The following is an 18,961-nucleotide window of genomic DNA, read 5'->3' on the forward strand; positions in this document are numbered from 1 at the left end:
AGGAAGGTGGTCTACGGTCACGCATCCGCGATCCGCGCACCACCGCCGTCCGACACGGCGGTTGCGCACAACGGTAAGCCGGCCGATGGCCGGTAGATGGTGTTGAACTCTTCGGGGCCCCGGCGCACAGGCGCCGGGGCCCCCTGTGCGCGTTACCGGGAAAGGAACATATGGATCAACGTCGCTCGGCTGCCGAGGGTGACACGCTCGCCCACGGCAGGATCACGGATGAGGCCGAACGCACGGCCGAAGATCGGTTCGACGATGAGGACTACCCCGCCTACAGCATGGGCACGGCCGCCGAGATGCTCGGCGTCACCGCCACGTTCCTGCGGGCTTTGGGCGCCGCCCACCTGATCGAGCCGAAACGCTCGGGCGGCGGTCACCGCCGCTACTCCCGCTACCAGCTGCGCCTGGCAGCCAGAGCCCGGGAACTGGTCGACCAGGGCACTCCCGTGGAATCCGCCTGCCGCATCATCATCCTGGAAGACCAGCTCGCCGAGGCGCTGCGCATCAACGCCGCCTACGAACGCGAGCACGGACGCGAACGCACGGCCGGAAACTGACACGGCGGCTTCGTTACCCGGCGGCCTGGTCGACGAGCTCCCGGGCCCGCCCTGACCAGGCCACACCACATCCACTCATCGGCGGCGGCGCGCCCCGGGCTCACGAGCCTACGGGGAGACGGCTTCGCCGGCGGCGATGCCGCTGACCGGGGTGATGCCATCCGGCCGGCCCAACTGCGGACGGCGCTCATGGCCGGGGTCGGCACGTCGGCGGAATGCGGTCGTGATCGTGTCGCAGAAGATGGCTCACCCTGCCGTCGTGAAGAAAGCGGGGTTGCTGCACCGGTGTCGGCGATCAGGCCGGGCCTTGGTTGGCGCGGGAGATTCCAGCGGTTTTTGCGTCGTTCCTTCAGCGAGCCCGGCTCGACGTTAGGCTACGGAGCGAGTCTGCACCTTCACTGAAGGTGCAGATGCGAAGTATTTCGGTGTTTATCGCATTTCGCGATTCCTCCGTGGCGCCCAGACCCAGCGGCACGTCGGTCTCGGTCGGCTAAGCGTGGTCGAAGTCCTTGAAACGAGGCTTCGACCTCCCTGCAGTCGGCAGAGTGTCATGACGCGGCGAGGGCAGGGATTCGGATCATGGACGCACTGCGACTGTCGACCGTGCGGTGTGACGGCACGGTGACGGTGACCGTAGCGGGGGAGCTCGACATCGCCACGACCGGCCATCTGCGTGCGCACGTCGCGCACGCTCTTGCCAACGGTCGTTGGTCGCGGCTCGTCCTCGACGTCAGTGGCGTGTCATTCATCGGTGCTGACGGGTTGGGAGTCATGATCGCGCTTCAGCGCCTTGCCCACAGCCAGCACACGGCGCTGTACCTTGCCGGAGTCACGCCCAACCTGCTTCGGCTCTTGAAGATCACCCATTTGGAGGGGCACTTCAGATGTGCCGGGCCCTGAGCACGTCCGCCGGCGCTCGGAGGGTACGGGGCCGGGCAGAAGGGAAGGCGGTCCGGAGCGCCAGGCCCACCACTCCCTGGACGGCTTCAACGGTTCCGTGCGGTGGGTGAAGGGCCCGAGTCACGCCGTGGCGCCGGGTGGGGTTCGGGCCGGTGCCGGCTCGGTGATCTGAAGTTCGTTCTCGACGACCGCGTGCGCGACCTCGGTGAGCTTGCTGTTGGTGCGCCGGGCATGGCCGCGCAGGACCGTGAAGGCCTGGTCGACCGAGATGCCGAGCTGCTGAGCCAGGGCGCCCTTGGCCTGTTCGATGAGGATCCGGCTGTTCAGCGCGCCATGCAGCTGGTCGGTGATCTCCTCCCCTCGTCGCACGACGCGCTCGTGCAGGATGCCGATGGTGGCAACGTCGGCCAGGGCCTGGCCGAGCTCGATGTCTTCGGAACTCAGGGGCCCGGGTTCGGCGCTGAACAGATTCACCGCGCCCACGATCTCCTCACGCAACCGCATCGGCAGCGCGTGCACCGCCCGGTAGCCGGTGGCCACGGCGGCAGAGGCGAACAGCGGCCACCTGCCCTCGGCCTGGCTGAGGTCCTCGCAGTGCACGCTGTCCCCGGATCGGCAGCTGTCCAGGCAGGGCCCCTGGGCGTTCTGCAACTGGAACAGCTCCAGCAGCCGGGTCTGTTCGCTGGAGGCGGCCAGCAGGTTCAAGGTGCCGTGGTGGTCAGCGACCAGGACTCCGCACGCGGTCACTGCGAGCAGCTCGACGATGCGGTGAGCGAGCAAGTCGAGGAAGTCGATGACGTCGTAGTCGGTGACCAGCGTGTCGGCCAGGTCCACGAACGTCTGCCGGGCGAGCTGGTTCTGCGAGATGTTCATTCCGCTCCCTCCTTTCCTGTCATGTCGGTCTCGGGCGGGCGAGCAACTCCGGGCTGAGCGCCGTCGACGTCCTCGATGACCTCCCCGTTGCCGGGATCGAACCGCAACCGCCGGGCCACGATCGCGGCCGACACCTCCACCAGCCGTCTTTCCTGAGCGTAGGCGTAGGCCCGCAGCCGGGCCAGCGCGTCGGTCACCTTGACGCCCAACTGGACGCTCACCATGCCGGCCGCCTGATGGACACCCGCACGCCGCTCCGTGAACTCCTCATCAAGAAACCTGTCCAAGCCGGGACTGATACCACCGCGATGATCGAGCATCAACACCAGCAGCGCATCGGCGTGCGCCAAGACGTCCAGCAGCTGTGCATGCGACAGCGGGCCGGGCTGCTCGCGGTACAGATCCAGCGCGCCGAACCGGACCGCACCCGCGCCGACGGGAATCGAGAACACCCCATGCACCCCCAAGGCGACGGCGGCCGGGGCGAATATCGGCCACCGCCGCTCACTGCCGGCCGATGTCAGGTCGGCGGCCAGCACCGTTGCGTTCCCGGTCATGGCGTCCATGCACGGTCCTTCACCCAGGGTGAACTGCAGCTCGCCCAGCTCGCCGCTGCGCGCGTCGGTGGCGAAGACCGGCTCACGGAGCTTGCCGCCACGGCCCATCGACAGACCCGCTCCAGCCGCGCCCACGTCCTCCGCGCACGCGATACAGGCGTGCGCGGCCGACACCGGCCGGCCCTCAGCCCGGGCGCAGTCACCGATCCGCGACCACACCCGCGCCATCCGGGCCTCACCCGCCACGCTCGTCTGCCTTCGATGAGCGATCCATCACGACTCGCCTCCACCCTTCGGCCCCCGCGCCTCCCAGCCAAGCAGACCAGCACCCGCAGACTAGGCCCACCGGCCCGCGTTCGCCGGACTATCGGCCCTTTCGAGCGCCCGGTCGCCACCACCCCGGCACCAGGTGGGACGGCGCTCCAGCATTCGCTGTCCCACGGCCGGGGGAGTTGGCTCCGGACGGGTCGGTGCTCAGCCGAGCATGAGCCGGTGGCCGTCTCTGCGCAGTGTGCTCAGCGCTTCGTCGCAGTGCTCAGGGCCCCTCGTTTCCAGCTGGAGCAAAACCTCTACCTCGTCTACGCGCAGGCTTGATCCGAACCGTTCGTGCACGATGTCCAGCACGTTCACCCGGAGGGCACCGAGATCGGCGAGCAACTTCGCCAGCGCTCCGGGGCTGTCTGGGAGCAGCACCCGGACGGCCAGGTAGCGCCCCGCGGCGGCCAGGCCGTGACGGAGCACGCGCGCCAGCAGCACGGGATCGATGTTGCCGCCGGACAGCACCGCGACCACCGGCGGTTCAAAGGCCTGTGGATGGGCCAGGAGCGCGGCCACTCCGACGGCTCCGGCCGGTTCGACGACCTGTTTGGCGCGTTCAAGGCACAGGACGAGTGCCTTGGAGATCTCCTCCTCGGTCACTGTGACCACCTTGTCGACGAGATAGTGGATCAACTCGAAGGGCAGCTCGCCCGGACGTCCGACCGCGATGCCGTCGGCCATCGTCGAGAACGGCTCGACCAGCACCGGATGTCCTGCCGCCAGCGAGGCGGGGTAGGCCGCCGCCCGGTCGGCCTGCACGCCGACGATTCTGACGCCAGGCCGCAAGGATTTGACCGCAAGGGCGAGCCCGGCCGCCAAGCCTCCCCCGCCGATGGGAACAACGATCGTCGCAGTGTCCGGGAGCTGTTCGAGAATCTCCAGCCCGATCGTGCCCTGCCCGGCGACCACGTCCGCATGGTCGAACGGATGGATGATCACCGCCCCGGTCTGCTCCGCATGCTCCTTCGCCCGGGCGAGGGCCTCATCTACGGTACGGCCGGCGAAGATGACATCCGCGCCATAGCCCAAGGTCGCCTCCACCTTCGGCAATGCCGCCCCCTCGGGCATGAAGACCGTCGCCTTGGTCCCGAGGAGTCGTGCACTCAGCGCCACCCCTTGGGCGTGGTTGCCGGCGCTGGCCGCCACCACACCGCTGGCCCGTTCCTCGTCGCTGAGCCGGGCGATCCTGACATAGGCCCCGCGTACCTTGAACGACCCGGCCCGTTGCACATTTTCGCACTTGAGGTGCACCGGTCCGCCGACCGCTTCGGAAAGCACCCGCGAGGCCAGCACGGGCGTGTGGACTACCACATCGGCGAGAAGTTCTCGCGCGGCGACGACAGCGTCATAGGTCACCTGCGGGGAGCTCATTCCAGAGAGTCTCCCACCAAGGTCGCCCGGTGTGCGTGGTGATCGGCCAGGGCTCCTCACGGTGTCGTCATTCAGTGCGAGTCAGTGGCTCCTCTGCCCGCGCCTCGATGCCATGAGCAGCAAGGGAAGAGCACGCCGCAGGTCAGTAGCGGTGCGGTCCGATGTGCCCCTCGAACAACAGGCACGGCGCCGGCTCTTCTCCGTAGGGGGAGCGCGGGTCGGGATCGGGGTCAGCGCGCTCGGCCGGGCACGGCGGCAGCGTGACGAGATCGCGGGCGCGGATGTCCCAGCGGATCCAGATGAACCGGTCGGGTCCGGGCAGCAACTGGACGTGTGCCGCGTGGGCGCCCGCATGGCCGGGCTGCAGCTCGCACCCGTAGACGGCCTTGCGCTCGTGCCGGCCGCCCTCGGCCAGCGGAGCCCACTCGGCGTCGGTGAGCACGTTGTAGTGCGGGCAGTCCTGCTCACCGGTGTGCCGTTGCAGTCCGGTGGCGAGCGCGGCTGCCAGCCCCGCCGCGGTGAAAACCTGATGGACGGCATTGTGGACCAGCTCGACGTCGTCGTCGCTCAGCTCCGCCGCACCGAGTTGGTCGGCCAGCAGCCGTACGTGGGTGGCGAAGTGCCGACATGCGTCGACAAGCGCGGTCACCGGAACCACCGCGTCGTGCGGCGGGTCGGTCGGCGCGTCTTGATGGGTCACAACGGACACGCTACGCCGCCCTCCAGCCACGCGCATGGCGGCGGGCCATACCGCCAGAGCGTGTCGCCGCACTGTGCGGGCGGTGACCGGGCGCGAGCGGATCGTCGGCACGCTGATCGCCTATCCGCCTTTGAACGGGCTGACCCGGCGGGAGTGCGGCCGTCGGTGTGCAGATGGTGGGCGGTCGGATCCCCCGCGGCGATCTGGTCGCCGTGTTCGTACAGACCGCAGCAAGGCTCGGTCGACGATCAGGTCGTGGCCGGCGGCGTTTCCGTCCGGATCCGAGCCTGGCGACCAGGGTCCCTGATCCCCCAGCTCCCGCCATCGGGTGTTCGGCAGTTATCGGTTTTGTCGATGAATTGTTCGCATATCGCCTGTTTACCTCCGGTACGGGCGAGCGTTGGGTCAAAGGGCAGGCGTTTCGACCAGCGGTGCCCGCAGGATCCGCACCGAACGGCGGCCGTGGGACGACCACGCGGTGAGCGAAATCGCCTGATCACCGTCGCCATCCCCGGAGGGGCACTGAACTCGCCACAAGCACACGCCCGATCCCCGGTGCACCGGCCGGCACGGCCACGGCCACGGCCACGGCCACGGCCACGGCCACGGCCACGGCCACGAAAGGACATTGACATGGCGACCGACGTGCACATTCCGGCGATCGAACGAGGGCCGATGGACTCGATGAGGAGGACCGCACTCATCGCGGGAGTGCTCTACTTGATCACCATTGTCACCTCGATCCCCGCGCTCGCCCTCTACGGCCCGGTGCTGAACGACCCGAACTACATCGTCGGCCCCGGGCCGGACACCGGCGTGCTGTGGGGCGGGTTCCTGGAAGTCATCTGCGTCCTTGCCTGCATCGGCACCGCAGTCGTCCTGTTTCCTGTGGTCAAGCGGCAGAACGAGGCCGCCGCGCTCGGTTTCGTCGCCGCTCGCGTCCTGGAGGCCGCCATCATCGTCGTCGGCATCATCAGCCTCTTGACCGTCGTCACCCTGCGGCAGGCCGCAACTGCCGGAGCCGATGGGGACTCGCTCGTCACCATCGGCACCGCGCTCGTCGCGATCCACAACTGGACGTTTCTTCTCGGGCCCGGCTTCATCCCGGCCGTGAACGCCTGGTTGCTGGGCTACCTGTTGTACCGGTCCCGGCTCGTGCCGCGCGTCATTCCCGTGCTGGGCCTCATCGGAGCGCCTCTGCTCTTCCTTTCCGCGACCGCTGTGCTGTTCGGCCTCTACGCCCAGGTCTCCGTGCCGTCGGCCATGTCGGCCGTTCCGATATTCCTGTGGGAGGGATCGCTCGGCCTCTGGCTGGTCGTCAGAGGGTTCAAGCCCTCCCCTCTCACCGCCGCAGCGGTCGCGCCAGGCGCGCGCTGACCCGCAGACCACCGCAGGGAAGACACCCCAACAGGCGCGGGGAAGGGCCGTCCGGATAGCCGCGACCTCGATCGCCTCGCCCGAGGTCGCGCTCCAAGATCCTGACTAGCAGGGAGAGAGCTGTGAAGACCGTCTTTCACCCCGCGCCCGCACCGGGCGTGAGCCACACCGACTGGTCGACGCGTACGGCCAGCCTGACCGCGGGAATCGCCCTGCTGCTGATGACCGTCCTGGCGGTCTTCGCCAACTTCGTGGCCATCGACGCTCTCGTCACGCCGGGGGACGCTGCCCAGACGGCCGGCGACATCACCGGCTCCGAGCCGCTGTTCCGCTGGGGCGTCGCCGCTTTCGTCCTGGTGGCCGTCCTCGATGTCGTCGTGGCCGGCGCGCTGCGCACCCTCTTCGAGCCCGTGCATCGAAGCCTTTCGGCGATGGCCGCGTGGTTCAGAATCACGTACGCGGCCGTCCTGCTGGTGGCAGCCGCCCAACTCGTGATCGCGCTCGATCTGCTCGACGAGCCCGAACAGGTCCTGCGCGCCGCGGGAGCGTTCACCACCATCTGGCATATCGGCCTCGTCTTCTTCTCCTTCCACCTGCTGCTGATCGGCTATCTGGCGTATCGCTCCGGCTTCATGCCGCGCGTGATCGGCATCCTGCTGATGATCGCCGGGCTCGGGTACCTCGCCGACGGGCTCGGCCTGATGCTGGTCGCGGGCTACGCGCTCGACATCGCTGTGTTCACCTTCGCCGGTGAAGTGGTGCTGATCTTCTGGCTGCTCATCAGCGGCCGTCAGGCGTCTCAGCCGGCGCGGGTCAGCGCGGCGTGGCCAACCAGCACGTAGCCCACATCGTTGCGCACTTTTCGGTCACTTCTTGCTAGAGGCTTACCGTCTCGCAACGCCAACCCCGACTACTGACCGCAGCTGATTTCGAGAAGATGTGAGGGAAGACATGGAAACAGGACACAACCAAGGCGCCGGTCGCCCTGCCCGGAAAAAGGTCTGCATCGTCGGGGCCTCTGGGAAGCTCGGGCAGTACATGGTGCGGCACGCGCTGGATCGGGGTTACGAGGTAGCCGGCGTGTGCCGAGAGGCGAGCGTGCCCAAACTCGACGCGTTCAAGGGACGCATCACCCTCTTCCCGGGAGCGACCGACGATCGCCGCGTCATCGAGCGGGCAGTCGACGGCTGCGATGGAGTGCTGACCGTGCTGGTCCCGCGCGGGGTCCACGGCTACGCGTCGAAAACGGCCCAGGCGGTGCTCGACAAGGCACAACCTGGCGCACGCCTGCTGTTCTCCTGCGGCTGGCACATCACGCTCGACGGCCTGGACGTGTACTCGTGGAAGATCAAGACACTGGTCAAGGTCGCCGGCCCGCTCGCGCGGCTGGCTCGCTTCGCCGACCTCGACGACCAGGTGGAAGCCTGCCGGCGGGTGTTCGCCAGCGACACACGATGGACCGTCGTTCGCGGCAGTGACCTGGAGGAAGGCGACAGCCAGGGTCTGCCCGTATGGAGCCGGCACGTCGGCGACCCCATCCTCAAGAGCAACCTCACCCGCCGCATCGACTTCGCCTTGTTCATGGTCGAGGCCCTCAACAACGACGAACTCGTTCATAGGGCACCGGCGATAGTCGGCGGCCAGACCCCCTCGGCACTTGCCTGCGCCTCCGCCGCCCCGGCACCGTGATCCCCGCAGGCCGCGCACCTACCCAGGCCGGCGAGGATGCGGAGCGGGCCGCCCTGGTCGGCCGCGAGCTGCGGAGTACGAGCGGCGGGCTCCGGAGAGCCCGCCGCCGCCTGCTGGATCAGCTGATTGAGAATTCGTTGCTGCGTGCGGTGGATACGCTGCCGTCGCCCATGCGTAGCACGCAGACGAACTCCTACAGACCGTTGGCCTGGAAGTCGGCGGCGTCGATCGCGTGGGCCGACTGCTTGACGTAGCCGTTGTTGCCCGCCTGCGGGCCCACCGAGCTCCAGCCGTCGCCGGGGACTCCGGCCTGCTCGTTGATTCCGGCGGGTCCGAGTCATCCGCCGGTGTGGATGAGGTCTCCGGCACCACGGGTGCGGAGGGCACCCTGTTGTGGATCGCCTTCCGGTTGCCGTCCCGACACCCGCACCGGGGTCCGACGGGTGTCAGGATCCGGGCGGAAACTGCTCGGCAGGTGCCGGCGACTCATGGGCGGAGTCCCCTGCCGGCAGGTCGGTGGTGCGCGTCACCACTGATCGGGCCAGGTCGGTGAGGTTCTGGTGGTGGTTGCGGGCGTGGCGGCGTAGCAGGGTGAATGCCTGGTCGATGGGTAGGGCGTGCCGTTCGCTGAGCATGCCCTTGGCCTGTTCGATGACCACCCGGCTGGACAGGGCGCGATGCAGTTGCTCCGACAGCACCTGGCTCTCACGGATGGCCCGTTCTTGCAGCAGGCCGATGGTGGCGATATCGGCCATCGCCTGAGCCAGCCCGGCGGTGCCCGCATCCAGCTCGCCCGGCTGCAGCCGGAACAGGTTCATCGCACCGATGATCTGGTCGCGCAGGCGCATCGGCAGCGCGCTGACCGCGCGGAACCCCGCCATCCGGGCCTGCTCGGCGAACCGCGGCCAGGCGCCGGCCTGTGAGCCGGTCAGGTCGGCGCAGTGCACCGGCCGGCCCGAGCGGAAGCAGACCAGGCAGGGGCCTTGGTCGTTCTGCAGCTGGAACAGCTCCAGCAGCCGGGTCTGCTCGCTGGAGGCGGCCATCAGCTGCAGACGGCCGCGCTGGTCGGTGACCAGCAGGCCGACGGCGTCCACATCGAGCAGGTCCACACACTGCTCGGCCAGACCGTGCATGAAGTCAATGATGTCGAACCCGGTCACCAGCGTGTCAGCCAGCCCGATGAACGCCTCGGCCACCTGTCGTTCCGGGCCGCGGGGCGGGAAAGTCTCCACCTTCGGCAGCCTACGCCCGCCCGCCCCGCCCAGGCAGAGGAGAACCAGCCGGCCCGGGAGAACTGGCCGGCCCGGTCAGGTCTCATGGCCGGAGAAGCGCAGCGTATGCCCCACCACTCGCCGCGCCACCTCCGACAGTGGTTCATCGGCGGCCAGCGCCCACGCGCGCAGCCGCAGCAACGCCTCCTCCACCGAACAGCCGATCTGCACCGCCACGATCCCGCTGGCCTGGTGGATCTCCGGCCCCAACGCCAGCGCCCCGACCGGTATCGCCTCGCCGTCACCGTCGACCATGACCATGTTCAGCAGCAACAACAAGGCCGCGTCGGCGAAATGCCGCGCCTGCGCCTGCTCGGCCTCGCTCAACCACCGCGGACGATCATGGCACAACACCAGTACCCCCACGCTGACCGGACCGGCCAGCAGCGGGAAGGCGAACACCGCCCGTACCCGGGCCGCCTGCGACAGCGCGGTGAACAACGGCCAGCGCTCCTGCTGCGCACGCCCGCACAGATCGCTGACCAGCACCGCCACGCGGCCGTTGACCGTGTCCACGCACGGCCCGTCCCCGCTGGTCAGCTCCGCCTCCAGCAGGTCACGACCCAGCGTGCCGACCACGTGCAACGGCATCAGCCGTAGCCCGGAAGCATCGCTGATCACCGACAACCCGCCCCCGCTCAGCCGCAGTGCGTCCACGCACGCCGTGCACACGTCCTGCACCCCGACCGGCGCACCCCGCCCCGCAGCGCCGCCGATCAGCTCCCAGACGCGCAGCGCTTCATCGTCCACCCGCCTGACCGCCCGCCCCGCATCCGAAGGACACGTAACCTTCACCGTACGCTCACCACCCGGCGCAAAAACAAGACGACCGAGCTCGGCTCCGCGGAGTCTCATTTCTGGCCGCCATCGTCGACAACGCCACACGACTCCCCCGGCGGCTCAATAGCTGTCACACCTCTCGCGACGTCCAGCGGCGGTCATATTCCCCGGTCATCAGTTGTGGTGATGGCTCCTTGCTGAATCGGCTGTTTCCGTCCAGCTCGCCGTGGCGTTGGCTCGGAACGAACGAGCATGGGGATTCATCGGCTATGGTCTGCCGGTCATAGCCGTCTGGCCACCATCCTCGCGGAGCCTTCCGGCAGAACACGACCCAAAGGAGTGATGGCACCGATGCTAGAAGACGGTCATGTTCCTGGACGTATGACCGCAAGCTCCATTTCGTGAGGATAGCGTTACTGGGACCGGTCGCCTGGCGTACGCCACCCCACCATTACGGCCCCTGGGAGCAGGTCACGAGCCTGCTCGCCGAAGGACTCACCGCCGCCGGTATCGATGTGACGCTGTTCGCCACACTGGACTCCATCACTTCCGGATCGCTGGACGGAGTGTGCCCGCGCGGGTACGCCGACGATCCATCGCTCGACGGGCGGGTGTGGGAGGCGATGCATGTCGCGCACGCGTTGAGCCGTTCCGGTGAGTTCGATCTCGTTCACAACCATCTCGACTGGCTGCCACTGGCCTTCGCCGATCATTGCCGGGCCCCGTTGCTCACCACGGTTCACGGCTTCTCCGGAATGGGAATCCTGCCTGCCTACACTCATGCCCGGTCCGCCTACGTGTCCATCTCGGACGCGGACCGTGCGCCGGAACTGGACTACGTCGCCACGGTGCACCACGGCATCGATCTCGACGCGTTTCCCTTCGACCCGGTGGGCGGCGGACGGCTGGTCGCGTTCGGCCGCGTTCATCCCGACAAGGGAACGCACACGGCCATCGAGATCGCTCGGCGGGCCGGCATGCCGCTGACCATCTGCGGGATCGTCCAGGACGAGCGGTACTTCGAGGAAGAGGTCGCTCCGAAGGTCGACGGGGAGCAGGTCAGGTTCCTCGGGTCGGTGGGACCCGGGCGCCGGGGTGAGATCCTCGGCGGCAGCGCCGCCCTGCTGCATCCCATCGCGTTCGACGAGCCCTTCGGCCTGTCGGTGATCGAGGCAATGGCCTGCGGCACACCGGTCGTCGCCTACCGGCGCGGATCCATGGCCGAAGTCGTGGACCAGGGACTGACGGGCTTCCTGGTGGACTCCCTCGACGAGGCGGTCAACGCGCTGACGCGCATCTCGACGGTCGATCGCGCGGCCTGCCGCGCCCACGCCGAACGCAGGTTCAGCGCAGATCGGATGGTGGCAAGTTACTTACGCATCTACCGCGAAATATTGGAACAAGTTAGCGACTGATAATGCCAGGTGGACGCAGACCACGCCATCGGCTGAGGGTCGCGACAGCCGGGCCCCTAATGAGGGCGGGCCCCCGTGAAGACCCCGGGTTCCACCGCACAGGCAGTCGGGATAGCCGTCTTCACCGAACGAGCCGCATCGGCCTCCATTCCGGTGCGGCCGAGTGTCCGAAAGGCATGGCGGTTGGCCCTCACCTACGGCTTTCTCAGCGCCCGCCCGCCCTCCCAGTGCGGGCTCGCGACCTTCAACTCCGCCCTGGCCGCCCATCTCACCAAGGGCGACGCCTTCGGCGGCATCGTCCGGGTCACCGCGGAAGGCGGAAAGATCATGAAATCCGTCGATTACTCGAAACTGGAGAAGCTCCTCCGAGAGCCCGCCCGCGAGGAGGGCAGCTAGAGGCGAGGCCTGACAGGTCGCTGTCAGGCTTCCTCGTGTGCGAGGGTCCGTGGGGATGCCAGCCGCGTGGACAGGGCCCAGCGGCCAGGGCCGAAGACGGCGATGAGCAGGAAGCCCCAGCAGAAAAGGGCAGCCTTCTCGCCGCCGTTCTCGATCGGGAACAGCGCTTGGGACTGGTGAACGACGAAGTAGGCGTAGGCCATGGTGCCTGAGCAGATGACAGCGGCGGCGCGGGTGGCCACACCCAGCACGACGAGGGTGCCGGCGACCAGCTGGATGACCGCGGCCCACCATCCGGGCCATTGCCCGAAGCTCGGTGCTGGACCCTGAGGGCCGCCCAGTACGTTGAAAAGGGTCGCCACGCCGTGACAGGCGAACAATAGTCCCAGCACGAAACGGTAGAAGGCCAGGAACAGCCCTTGCTGTTTGAGCAGCGTATCCACGAAGACGTCCTTTCTATCGAGGCGAACCTGCTGTTTGCCGTGATGCCTCGGCTGTCCTTCGCGGTGCACTGGCCAAAGGCATGGGAGCGCTCCCATGAGCATCGGGATTTCGGCGGCCCGATGTCAAACACGGACCACCGCGAAAGATCGGTCGATAAGCGCTTTGGACGTGTCTACATGGCCGGATGCCCGATCCATAAACTTTCTTGACCATGAAATTTTCAGCCTGTGGATGTGATTGACCAGGGCGGGTGCAGGTGCCAAGAGCTCGAATCACTATCAGCGCAGAGCCCTTCGTCCGGTTGGGCGGAAGGGATGAGGGCGCGGGCTCGGCGGATGGGCAGCATCCGTCTCCGAGTATCTCGGCCGCCGACCGGCCGGCGACGTACGCAGGCCCGCCCGGCTCGTCGCGGTGGCCGCCCGTCTGCGCAGCCGCCAGCGCTCGGGCACCTATCCTTGCCTGCATGGGTGACGTACTGAAGGGGCGAGGTTGCGCGTGGGAGTTCGAGGACGGAGGGCTGCGCATTACGCCTGAGCCGGGTAAGGCGTCGAAACTGAGCATGGAGCTCGGTGAGCGGTTCGTGCCGTACGACGCGCTGGCCGATGTCATGCTGGAGCCTGGTGCACGCGGCAGGGTGGTGTTGCGGGTGGTTCCCCGGGAGGGAGCTGATCCGGTCATGTCCGCGGCGACGGGGCAGCTCCAGGAGTCGCTCGATCCGTACCGGCTGGTGCTGCCCGCCGCCTCGGAGACGCTGGCCGGCCAGTATGCCGAGGAGATGCGCGCGGCCCTGTCCGAGCGCGGTCCGGCCGAGCGGTTCCTGATCGCCGGTCCCTCGGTGCCGCGTAGTTTCCAGGCATGGGACGGTGAGGCCGCCTTCGACGGGCAGGCGGTCACCTTCACCTGGTTCTCGTCCAGCGCTTCCCCGGCCAAGTACGCGGCAGGTGACCAGCGTTACCCGATCAGCGAGATCGAGGGCGTCGACTGGCATGCGCTGGAGGACGCTCGCGGGTCGTTCCGGCTGCGCATCCGTGGGCACCAGGCCCTCTCCAATCCCAACAACGATCCCGCCTCCGTGGTGTTCGGCATCGGCTGGGGAGCCACGCATCACTCCCTGCCCTTCGCCGCCGCCGTGCTGGCCGCCGCACAGGGTCCCAAGGCTGAACTGCCGTCCCGTATGTGACTGACCGACCCCGCCCGCCATGACGACAACCTCTGGGCAGGGGACGAGGCTCCGTCGCGGTAGGGTTCTGGCGGACTTTCTACAACGTGGACGGCACGGGTGAGTAAGGCTAACGAGCTGATCGGCGCGGCGATGGAGGCCCTTGCCCGCGAGGATGAGGCAGCCTTCGACTCCGCCGCCGCCTTCCTGGCCGACCGGGACGACGCCGATCGCGTGCTGGTGGAGGTCGTGACCCGGGCGATCTCGGCGTTGTGGCGGAACGGCTGGCAGCCCGCCGACGTGGTCAGGATCGCGACCAGGCGGCTGACCGACTGGCATGGGCGGGCGGCGGCCGACCTCATCGCGTGGGAGATGCGGGCCTACGCGCCGGCCACGGTGGATGAGCGCTGGCGCGACCAGCTCGCCGGCCTGGAGGCCGCGGTGTGGTGGAAGGGCGGCTACCTGGCGGCGCGGCAGGCACGCGACGGTGCCAGCCGGCTGAGGACCGTCGCCGGTGTGCTGGAGCTGCTGGGGTCGCTGACCGGGCTGCCGCGGCTGGAGTCGTTGAGCCCGCGGCCCGGGGCCGCTCGCCGTACGGTCCAGGCACGCCCGCACGCGGTCAGCGAGAAGACGTTCACGCGGGTGCGGGCGCTGCTCGCCAAGGCGGAGTCGACGCCGTACGAGGCGGAGGCGGAGACGTTCACGTCGGCGGCGCAGAGCTTGATGGCGAAATACAGCATCGACGCGGCGATGCTGGACGAGCAGCCAGGCGGAGGTGATGCTCCGGCGGGCATCCGGGTCGGCATCGACGCGCCGTACGAGCACCCCAAGGCCGTCCTGCTCGACCTCATCGCCGAGGCCAACAGGTGCCGGGTGATCTGGTCGAAGGAGCTGGGGTTCGCCACCGTGCTGGGATTCTCGGCGGACCTGTCGTGGGTGGAGGTGCTGTTCACCTCGCTGCTGGTGCAGGCGCAGACCGCGCTGGTGAACTCGGGCACCAAGAAGCACGGCACCGGCCGGTCGAGGAACAAGACGTTCCGCCAGTCGTTCCTGTCGGCGTTCGCCTCCAGGATCGGGGAGCGGCTCGCCGAGGCCACGGCGGGTGCGGTCGCGCAGGAGAGCGCCAGCCGGGGCACCGACCTGGTGCCGGTGCTGGCGGCCCGCGAACAGGAGGTGGAGCAGGCGGTCGAGCGCATGTTCCCGAACCTGGTCTCGCACGCGCTCCGCACGTCCTGGGACCGGGAGGGCTGGGCGGCCGGCCGTACCGCCGCCGATCAGGCCAGCCTCGGAGCGCGAGACCGATAGCGCCTGTATGCCGCGGGCCTCTCTTCCCTAGCGGTAGCCATCCAACCTCGCGGCGCTGCCTCGCCGGCTGCACCCGCGGGACGTGGCACATGTGGCCGGCGCGGCAGCGTCAGGAACAGACCTTCCGGTAGGGAACACCGGCCACATAACGCCCCCACTCGGCGGCGGACAGCGGCTGCCCGGCCTTGGCGCAGACCGCGGCGGCCATCTTCCCCGGTTCGACCGGATGGTCGTGCAGCGCCCCCGTGTGGTCGAGCGTCAGCACACTCGACCCGTCAGCGGAGAAGGTGTACCTGTCCAGCCCGCCCGCGTCCCCGTCCGCCAGGAGACCGAGGCTCACCCCCGCCTTCAGATCGAACAGCTCGACCCTCTTGGACGTCGTGGTGATCGCGACCACGTCCTCGCGCGGCGACAGCGTGGCCTGGCCGGCGAGCTTGCCGCCCTGGCTGATCTGGCTGACCTGACGCCGGGTGGCGACGTCGAAGACGGTGATCCGGCCGCGTCCGTCCACCAGCGCCATCGACTTGCCGTCGCGGGTGAACACGAAGTCGATGATCGTGGTGTTCGCGCCGTTCGCGCCGAAGTGCCCGCCGATCTTCTTGCCCGACGCCGCGTCGTACAGGCGCTGCTCGTAGCCCTCCCCGTCGGCCGGCATCCGCTCGGTCACCGCGAGCAGTCTGCCGTCCGGGGAGAACTTCGAGCCCTTGGTGGAGCTGTAGAAGCGGGCCGACCACAGTTGCCGACCCTGCTTCCAGTCCCATACGGACACGACGCTGTGCTCGTCGCCCCTGTCGTCCGAATGCTCGGCGACCAGTCTGGTGCCGTCGGGGCTGAACTGGACGAAGCCGGTGATCTGCGACTTGCCGGCGACGACGGGCCGCAGCTCGGTGAGCTTGCGCCGGGTCGCGACGTCCAGAATCGTGATCTTCTGGGCGGTGGACACCACCGCCAGGCGGCCGTCCGGGCTGAAGGCGGTGTAGTAGATGATGTCGTCGCTCGTCCTGAGCACGGGCGACAGGCGGCGGCTCTGCTGATCGCCCAGGTAGACGGCGCCGTTCTCGCCGTCGACGCCCAGCAGGTGCCGTGCTCCCGGGCTCAGCGAGGAGGGCAACCACGCGGTGACCGGCCCCGGCCGCATGGGCAGGTCGTTCAGGTTCACCGTGAAGACGCGGTCGTCGCCGATGTAGCGCATGGTCATGCCGTCGAAGCCGACCTGCACCCGCCCGGAGCCGTTGTCGCCGCCGGTGGGCAGGTACAGCGTGGTGAGGTGCTCGTCGAAGCCCCGCCACACCTGGATCTGGGTCGGCGTGGCCGAGGCGAACAACCGGCCGTCGGGGCTGACGGTCACCTCGCCCTCGTTCCACGCCTTGATCCCGGTCTGCAGGGTGAGGTCCCGCGCGGGACGATCCTTGACCGGCCCGATGACCAGGTCGTCCTTCGTCTCCTCGATCAGGTTCGCGCCGTCGGGCGTGAGGGCCCGCGGCCCGCGGCACTCGCACGCGGACGCGGCCGGCTGGCTCATCTCCAGCGTGAGGTCCGGCAGGCTCCGCCGCTCCACCCGGCCCTTCGCGCCGCCGGCCCGCACGTAGATCGCGTCGCCCGCGGCCGTCATCGCGCCGTCGTACTGGCCGGTCGCCGTACGGGTGCCGCGCTCCAGGTCCCACACGAAGTCGTGCGCGCGACCGTAGTCGTCGTCGTAGCCGGCCATGATGTAGCGGTCCACCGTGCCGTACTGCGCGTAGACCTCCCCCTCCGGTGGCGTCCGCCAGCTGTCCACCACCTTGCCGGTGGCCGGCCGCCACACGATCAGCCGCTTGGCCGTGGTCACCAGAACGTCCCGGCCGCCGGGCGACAAGGCCGCCGACACCAGCCGCTCGTCCCCCAGCCCGAGTTTCGCGACCCCGCCCGCGCGCTTGCCGGTGGTCACGTCCCAGAGCCTGATCGCGTCGCCGCTCACGCTGACCAGGGTCTTTCCGTCTCGGCTCAGCGCGCGGACCGTATCGCCCGCCGCGTCCGGATCCTTGAACGTGCCCACCTCGCGCTGCGCCACCGAAGCCATGAGCGCCGCCCTGGCCTGCGGCGACTTGGCCAGCCGCCACGCCGCGACGCTGAGCTGCAGTGCCGCCCGTGGGTCGCTCTGCCGCAGCGTGCCCGCCACCTGGGCGAGCCGCTCGCCCTCCGCCTTGTCGCGCTGGGCGGCGATCGCCTCGGCCCGCTCGTCGGCCACGATGCTCTGCTGCACGGCCAGCCCCGCGGCGACCAGCGAGATCACCAGCAGCCCGCCGAGGCTGAGCGTGAACAGCCGGTTCCGCCTGGTCTTGCGCCTGGTCAGGTACGCGGCCGCCTCGAGGAAATCCCGCTCGGTCGGCGACAGGGTGATGTTCCGGCGCGCGGTGGCCGCCCACTGCAGGGCGTTCTCCAGGCTGTGGCCCTGGAACAGGTCCCCGTCCCTGCGTCCGGCCCGGTCCCACCGCCTGGCGGCGGCGAGGATCTCCCGGTGTACGGCGAGCCCGTCCCGGTTGGCCTCGATCCAGCGGCGGAACCGGGGCCAGGCGTGCGGCAGCGCCGGCCTGGCCAGCCAGATCTCCTCGGTGTCGCGGCCCAGCAGGTAGCCGAAGACCTCCAGGATCCTCGCCACCGCCGAGGTCTCCGGCACCGGCCGGCCCTCCATCAGCTCCGACAGCGCGGCGTGCCGTACCGACAGGGTCCCGCGCTCCCCCACCGTGACCAGGCGCAGGAAGACCTCGGGCGCGAGGTCGCGCTCGTCGGCGCCGAGCAGCGCGTACGCCTCCTCGGCCAGCGTGCCGAGCGCCGGATCGGCGGCCTCGAACGAGATGCCCGCGGCCTGCCGGTCGCCCTGGGCGAGCAGGTGCGAGGTGTCCAGCCCCGCGTCCTGCCCGCTGATCAGGGCGAGCAGCAACTGGCGGGCGGTGGGACGGAACTGCGGATCCTTGTCCAGCGCGGCGGCCACCAGCGGCCGCATCGAGCCGGGCAGCACGCTCAGGTCAGGGTTGACCGACAGCACCCGGTGCATGACCGCGCCCAGGTTCTCGGCCTCGAACGGGTCCGCGCCGGTCGCGGCGTAGAGCATGATGCCACCCCAGGCGAACACGTCGGCGGACATCTCCGCCCGCTGCCCGGTGAACACCTCCGGCGCCATGTAGGTGGGGGTGCCGGCGACCATGCCTGTCGCGGTCAGCGACATCTCCGCGGTCCGCGCGATGCCGAAGTCGATCACGCGGGGCCCGTCCGGGCCGAGCAGCACATTGTCCGGCTTGAGGTCACGGTGGATGACGCCGGCGTCGTGGATGGCGGTCAGCGCGGTGGCCACGGCGGTGGCCAGCCGGTGCAGGTCGCCGCCGGTGAACCGGCGGCCCTCCGCGACGGCCCGGCGCAGGCTCGGGCCCTGGACGTACTCGCTGACGATGTACGGCCTGGGCCCCTCCAGAACGGCCTCGATGACCGGTGCGGTGCAGAAGGCGGCCACCCGCTGCGCGGCGCTCACCTCCCTGGCGAGCTGGGCGGTCTGATCACCGTGCAGGACCTTGATGGCCACCCGCCTGCCGTCCTGACCGTAGGCCTCGTAGACGACGCCCTGCCCGCCCGCGCCGAGCCGTCCTGCCAGCCAGTAGTCACCGAGACGCTGAGGGTCCCCATCCAACAACACGTTCACGGGAGCTTGGATGCGCTTCTTGTGGCGAAAGTTCTGGAGAATGTCGGCGTCGCCCGGTCCGGAACGCCGCCAGCCCGCCATAGGCGCGGCATGGTCAGGCGGCGGCGGGCCGCCATGAACGCCGGCCGCCGGCCCCGCGACGGCGTCGTGGTCAGGCACCGCACTGC

The 18,961-nt window shown here is 69.2% G+C and carries 18 protein-coding genes; 10 read left to right on the forward strand and 8 right to left on the reverse strand.

The features are described from left to right. Positions 1–287: 287 nt before the first annotated feature. Positions 288–566, forward strand: coding sequence for a helix-turn-helix domain-containing protein (locus ABEA43_RS53340; RefSeq protein ID WP_345574653.1), 279 nt, complete (start codon positions 288–290; stop codon positions 564–566). A gap of 579 nt (positions 567–1,145) precedes the next feature. Further along, a complete protein-coding gene (locus ABEA43_RS53345) occupies positions 1,146–1,466 on the forward strand; it encodes an STAS domain-containing protein (protein WP_345574421.1) in 321 nt (106 codons plus the stop codon). A 120-nt stretch (positions 1,467–1,586) separates the two neighbouring features. Here ABEA43_RS53345 and ABEA43_RS53350 read toward each other — a convergent pair whose 3' ends face one another. The 4 genes from ABEA43_RS53350 to ABEA43_RS53365 form a co-directional block, all read right to left on the reverse strand. Continuing rightward, positions 1,587–2,339, reverse strand: a complete 753-nt coding sequence (locus tag ABEA43_RS53350) for a GAF and ANTAR domain-containing protein (RefSeq protein WP_345574423.1) — start codon at positions 2,337–2,339, stop codon at positions 1,587–1,589. After that, on the reverse strand, positions 2,336–3,142 hold the full coding sequence (locus ABEA43_RS53355; RefSeq protein WP_345574425.1) for an ANTAR domain-containing protein: 807 nt from the start codon (positions 3,140–3,142) through the stop codon (positions 2,336–2,338). Before ABEA43_RS53355 ends, ABEA43_RS53350 begins: the two co-directional genes overlap by 4 nt. A 228-nt stretch (positions 3,143–3,370) precedes the next feature. Beyond that, positions 3,371–4,585: a threonine ammonia-lyase gene (gene ilvA / locus ABEA43_RS53360; RefSeq protein ID WP_345574427.1), complete on the reverse strand. Its 1,215-nt coding sequence runs from the start codon at positions 4,583–4,585 to the stop codon at positions 3,371–3,373. Positions 4,586–4,727: 142 nt separating this feature from the next. Next, positions 4,728–5,285 carry a hypothetical protein gene (locus tag ABEA43_RS53365; protein WP_345574429.1) on the reverse strand — a complete coding sequence of 186 codons (558 nt, stop codon included), beginning with the start codon at positions 5,283–5,285 and terminating at the stop codon, positions 4,728–4,730. Between the two features lie 633 nt (positions 5,286–5,918). Here ABEA43_RS53365 and ABEA43_RS53370 point away from each other — a divergent pair. The 3 genes from ABEA43_RS53370 to ABEA43_RS53380 all read left to right on the forward strand — a co-directional run bounded on the left by ABEA43_RS53370 (position 5,919) and on the right by ABEA43_RS53380 (position 8,351). Beyond that, on the forward strand, positions 5,919–6,662 hold the full coding sequence (locus ABEA43_RS53370) for a DUF4386 domain-containing protein (protein WP_345574431.1): 744 nt from the start codon (positions 5,919–5,921) through the stop codon (positions 6,660–6,662). A 122-nt stretch (positions 6,663–6,784) separates the two neighbouring features. Next, on the forward strand, positions 6,785–7,504 hold the full coding sequence (locus ABEA43_RS53375) for a DUF4386 domain-containing protein (protein WP_345574433.1): 720 nt from the start codon (positions 6,785–6,787) through the stop codon (positions 7,502–7,504). A 97-nt stretch (positions 7,505–7,601) separates the two neighbouring features. Continuing rightward, entirely contained in the window at positions 7,602–8,351 is a 750-nt protein-coding gene (locus tag ABEA43_RS53380) for an NAD(P)-dependent oxidoreductase (RefSeq protein ID WP_345574435.1), read from the forward strand. A gap of 446 nt (positions 8,352–8,797) precedes the next feature. Here ABEA43_RS53380 and ABEA43_RS53385 read toward each other — a convergent pair whose 3' ends face one another. Next, positions 8,798–9,583, reverse strand: coding sequence for a GAF and ANTAR domain-containing protein (locus ABEA43_RS53385; RefSeq protein WP_345574437.1), 786 nt, complete (start codon positions 9,581–9,583; stop codon positions 8,798–8,800). 75 nt (positions 9,584–9,658) lie between these two features. Further along, complete coding sequence (locus ABEA43_RS53390) at positions 9,659–10,372, reverse strand: GAF and ANTAR domain-containing protein (protein ID WP_345574439.1); 714 nt, start codon at positions 10,370–10,372, stop codon at positions 9,659–9,661. 431 nt (positions 10,373–10,803) lie between these two features. Between ABEA43_RS53390 and ABEA43_RS53395 the strand changes: the two genes are divergently transcribed. Together ABEA43_RS53395 and ABEA43_RS53400 are read left to right on the forward strand one after the other, a co-directional pair. Continuing rightward, positions 10,804–11,817 carry a glycosyltransferase family 4 protein gene (locus ABEA43_RS53395; protein ID WP_345574441.1) on the forward strand — a complete coding sequence of 338 codons (1,014 nt, stop codon included), beginning with the start codon at positions 10,804–10,806 and terminating at the stop codon, positions 11,815–11,817. A 75-nt stretch (positions 11,818–11,892) separates the two neighbouring features. Then, on the forward strand, positions 11,893–12,213 hold the full coding sequence (locus tag ABEA43_RS53400) for a hypothetical protein (protein ID WP_345574443.1): 321 nt from the start codon (positions 11,893–11,895) through the stop codon (positions 12,211–12,213). A 23-nt stretch (positions 12,214–12,236) separates the two neighbouring features. On the opposite strand, the gene ABEA43_RS53405 is transcribed toward ABEA43_RS53400, so the two are convergent. Then, on the reverse strand, positions 12,237–12,656 hold the full coding sequence (locus ABEA43_RS53405) for a DoxX family protein (protein WP_345574445.1): 420 nt from the start codon (positions 12,654–12,656) through the stop codon (positions 12,237–12,239). On the opposite strand from ABEA43_RS53405, the gene ABEA43_RS53410 reads away from it, so the two are divergent. The 3 genes from ABEA43_RS53410 to ABEA43_RS53420 all read left to right on the forward strand — a co-directional run bounded on the left by ABEA43_RS53410 (position 12,633) and on the right by ABEA43_RS53420 (position 15,121). Beyond that, positions 12,633–12,866, forward strand: a complete 234-nt coding sequence (locus tag ABEA43_RS53410) for a hypothetical protein (protein ID WP_345574446.1) — start codon at positions 12,633–12,635, stop codon at positions 12,864–12,866. The two genes, ABEA43_RS53405 and ABEA43_RS53410, sit on opposite strands and share 24 nt — an antisense overlap. Before the next feature lie 254 nt (positions 12,867–13,120). Then, positions 13,121–13,837 carry a DUF4429 domain-containing protein gene (locus tag ABEA43_RS53415; RefSeq protein ID WP_345574448.1) on the forward strand — a complete coding sequence of 239 codons (717 nt, stop codon included), beginning with the start codon at positions 13,121–13,123 and terminating at the stop codon, positions 13,835–13,837. A 99-nt stretch (positions 13,838–13,936) separates the two neighbouring features. Further along, positions 13,937–15,121: a DUF2786 domain-containing protein gene (locus ABEA43_RS53420; protein ID WP_345574450.1), complete on the forward strand. Its 1,185-nt coding sequence runs from the start codon at positions 13,937–13,939 to the stop codon at positions 15,119–15,121. Positions 15,122–15,230: 109 nt separating this feature from the next. On the opposite strand, the gene ABEA43_RS53425 is transcribed toward ABEA43_RS53420, so the two are convergent. Continuing rightward, the gene (locus ABEA43_RS53425; RefSeq protein ID WP_345574452.1) at positions 15,231–18,794 is read right to left on the reverse strand and encodes a protein kinase domain-containing protein; all 3,564 of its coding nucleotides are present in this window, start codon (positions 18,792–18,794) and stop codon (positions 15,231–15,233) included. Positions 18,795–18,961: the final 167 nt, after the last annotated feature.

Source organism: Nonomuraea rosea, from assembly GCF_039539705.1.
GTDB classification, from domain to species: Bacteria; Actinomycetota; Actinomycetes; order Streptosporangiales; family Streptosporangiaceae; genus Nonomuraea; species Nonomuraea rosea.

Excerpts from the sequence above, each read along its gene's own strand:
- ABEA43_RS53340 (WP_345574653.1), top strand. The coding sequence starts at position 288 with ATGGGCACGGCCGCCGAGATGCTCGGCGTCACCGCCACGTTCCTGCGG.
- ABEA43_RS53350 (WP_345574423.1), bottom strand. The coding sequence starts at position 2,339 with ATGAACATCTCGCAGAACCAGCTCGCCCGGCAGACGTTCGTGGACCTG.
- ABEA43_RS53415 (WP_345574448.1), top strand. The coding sequence starts at position 13,121 with ATGGGTGACGTACTGAAGGGGCGAGGTTGCGCGTGGGAGTTCGAGGAC.
- ilvA (WP_345574427.1), bottom strand. The coding sequence starts at position 4,585 with ATGAGCTCCCCGCAGGTGACCTATGACGCTGTCGTCGCCGCGCGAGAA.
- ABEA43_RS53370 (WP_345574431.1), top strand. The coding sequence starts at position 5,919 with ATGGCGACCGACGTGCACATTCCGGCGATCGAACGAGGGCCGATGGAC.
- ABEA43_RS53345 (WP_345574421.1), top strand. The coding sequence starts at position 1,146 with ATGGACGCACTGCGACTGTCGACCGTGCGGTGTGACGGCACGGTGACG.